At 28.2% G+C, this 2673-nt stretch carries 3 protein-coding genes and 2 tRNA genes; 3 read left to right on the forward strand and 2 right to left on the reverse strand.

The features are described from left to right. From BM384_RS16515 to BM384_RS16525, 3 genes are all read left to right on the forward strand, one after another. On the forward strand, positions 1-207 hold a 207-nt coding region (locus tag BM384_RS16515; RefSeq protein WP_139232161.1), incomplete at its 5' end, for a zinc ribbon domain-containing protein. 162 nt (positions 208-369) lie between these two features. Beyond that, a complete protein-coding gene (locus BM384_RS16520) occupies positions 370-1314 on the forward strand; it encodes a magnesium transporter CorA family protein (RefSeq protein ID WP_090015287.1) in 945 nt (314 codons plus the stop codon). An 83-nt stretch (positions 1315-1397) separates the two neighbouring features. Continuing rightward, positions 1398-2318: a S66 peptidase family protein gene (locus BM384_RS16525; RefSeq protein WP_090015289.1), complete on the forward strand. Its 921-nt coding sequence runs from the start codon at positions 1398-1400 to the stop codon at positions 2316-2318. Between the two features lie 181 nt (positions 2319-2499). Here BM384_RS16525 and BM384_RS16530 read toward each other — a convergent pair. Both BM384_RS16530 and BM384_RS16535 read right to left on the reverse strand, forming a co-directional pair. Continuing rightward, positions 2500-2574: transfer RNA gene (locus BM384_RS16530), tRNA-Cys, on the reverse strand. Positions 2575-2579: 5 nt separating this feature from the next. Then, positions 2580-2655, reverse strand: a tRNA-Phe gene (locus tag BM384_RS16535). Between the last annotated feature and the right edge of the window lie 18 nt (positions 2656-2673).

Here is a 2673-nt window from a genome sequence, read left to right on the forward strand (position 1 = left end):
ACTAATAAATGTCATGCTTTAGGAATTGAATTAAGAATTGTTGATAGGTTTTACCCTTCAAGCAAATTATGCCACTCTTGTGGTTCTATAAAAAAGGATTTAAAACTTAAAGATAGAATTTACAAATGTGAATGTGGATATATTGAAAATAGAGATTATAATGCAAGTCTTAATTTAAGAGATGCAAAAATCTATAATATAGCATAGTAAAAGCAATTATAGATATGTACGGATGGCTAGTTCGGAATTTACGCCTTTGGACTGTTATATCAAATCAAAGTAGTTCTATGGAACAAAATGAGACAGGATGAAGAAGGAATAATCTCGATATGGGTATAATTGTCCATATTTTGAGTAGCAGGTTATGAAATGATTCAAATTTATAAAAGTTCAAGTGAACATGCCCCAACCTTAAACTTACTAGATGATATAGAGCAAGGCTGTTGGATAAATGTAGTTGCTCCATCAGATGAAGAACTTATCTTACTTTCTAAAAAAACTGGTGTTTCTTTAGATTTCTTAAAAGCACCACTAGATGATGCTGAAACTTCACGTATAGATATTGAAGATGGAAATATAATTGTTATTGTGGATATCCCTTTCACTGAAATGGAGGATAATTCCTTAACATATGATACTTATCCACTTGCTATTATTCATACTGAAAATCAACTTATAACAATATGTTTAAAAAATAGTAAAGTATTAACTGACTTTGTAAATGGGAAAATTAAATCCTTTTTTACATTTAAGAAATCAAGATTTATACTTCAGATATTAAATAGAATATCTACATATTATCTTTTATATTTAAGACAAATAGATAAAAAAAGTTTAATGATTGAAAAAAGACTTCATAAGTCAATGAAAAATAGAGAGTTAATACAATTGCATTCTCTTGAAAAATCATTAGTCTATTTTTCAACTTCATTAAAGGCTAATGAAATCACATTAGAAAAAATGTTAAAGCTTGATATAATGCAAAAATATGAAGAAGATAAAGATGTATTAGAAGATGTAATTATTGAAAATAAACAAGCTATAGAAATGACTGAAATATACAGTAACATTCTAGCTAGTACCATGGACTTTTTTGCTTCAGTTATATCCAATAATCTTAATATAGTAATGAAAGTATTAGCTTCTATTACAGTACTATTATCTATACCAACAATCATGTCCGGAGTATATGGTATGAATATACCTTTACCACTTAGTGACAATCCAAATGCATTTCCAATAGTAGTATTTATAACAATTGGAATATGTGGCATAGTTGCATTCTTCCTATATAAGAAAGATATGTTTAGCTAGCACAAATAGTAATTTTTTTCATAATATATATGATACTAAGGAAAGCACTTATTGCTCTCTTTTTAATTTATGGAGGTATTTCTATGCTAAAAGGTAAAGCGCTAAACACTTCATCTACAATTGGTATAATTTCACCTGCATCCTGTGAAGATAAAAGTATAATAAATGAGAAAATTAATACTTTTAGAACTCTAACAGGATATAAAATTAAAATAGCACCTCATGTATATGATAAGTATGGATATCTTGCAGGAAGTGATAAATGTAGAGCCATGGATCTAAACAATATGTTTGCTGATAAATCTATTGATGGAATTGTATGTTTGAGAGGTGGATATGGATCTATACGTATGATGAAATATATAGATAAAAAACTAATAAAAAAAAATCCAAAATTCTTTTGTGGTTTTAGTGATATAACTCTCTTATTAAATTACTTTTCAAAATTAGGTTTAATAACTTTTCATGGACCAATGATTAAATCTAATTTTAATGATGAAGAAACTTTGAATTCATTCCTAGATATATCTTCATGTTGCTCAAAAAATTATATATATAATCTTAATGATATGAATCAAATATCTTATATTAATAAAAAATCATTTGAGGGAAAAATATGTGGTGGTAATTTAGTTATGATGTGTTCTTCATTAGGAACTCCCTTTGAAGTAGATACTAAAAATTCTATTCTATTAATTGAAGAAATAAATGAAGCTCCCTATGCTATTGATCGAATGCTTACTCAATTAATCTATGCCAAAAAACTTAAGAGTTGTCATGGAATAATACTCGGAAACTTTACCGATTGTGCCTTAAATGATTATTCTAAAAGCTTTAATATAGAGGAAATTATTAATGATAGATTAAAACCTCTAAATATTCCTATAATAGTTAATATGCCTATAGGACATAGTTATCCTAATATTACCCTTCCTATTGGGTGTAAAGCTAAGTTTTCATGTCAAAATAATTCTCTTACTATACTAGATAACTTTCTATCTTAGTTATCCACAATATATGTTTTATAATGATTATATTTTTATAACTTCTGTGGGTAATTTGTTAACATTATTAATTTATAAAAAAATGGATAACTCCATATTTTATATCTAATAAAATTACTTTCTCTAACATAATTTTTAAACAAAAATAAAACCCTTAGAATTACTTCTAAGGGTTTTCGTATGGAGGCGCCACCCAGACTTGAACTGGGGAATAAAAGTTTTGCAGACTTCTGCCTTACCACTTGGCTATAGCGCCATACCTGGTGGCTCGACCTGGAATCGAACCAGGGACACGAGGATTTTCAGTCCTCTGCTCTACCGACTGAGCTATCGAGCCATATTACCTAGCAACGTC

Source organism: Clostridium sp. DSM 8431, assembly GCF_900116755.1.
In the GTDB taxonomy this organism is placed as follows: Bacteria; Bacillota; Clostridia; order Clostridiales; family Clostridiaceae; genus Clostridium.

Bases quoted from the DNA above. Each gene is read 5' to 3' on its own strand.
- BM384_RS16520 (WP_090015287.1), top strand. From the start codon at position 370: ATGATTCAAATTTATAAAAGTTCAAGTGAACATGCCCCAACCTTAAAC.
- BM384_RS16525 (WP_090015289.1), top strand. From the start codon at position 1,398: ATGCTAAAAGGTAAAGCGCTAAACACTTCATCTACAATTGGTATAATT.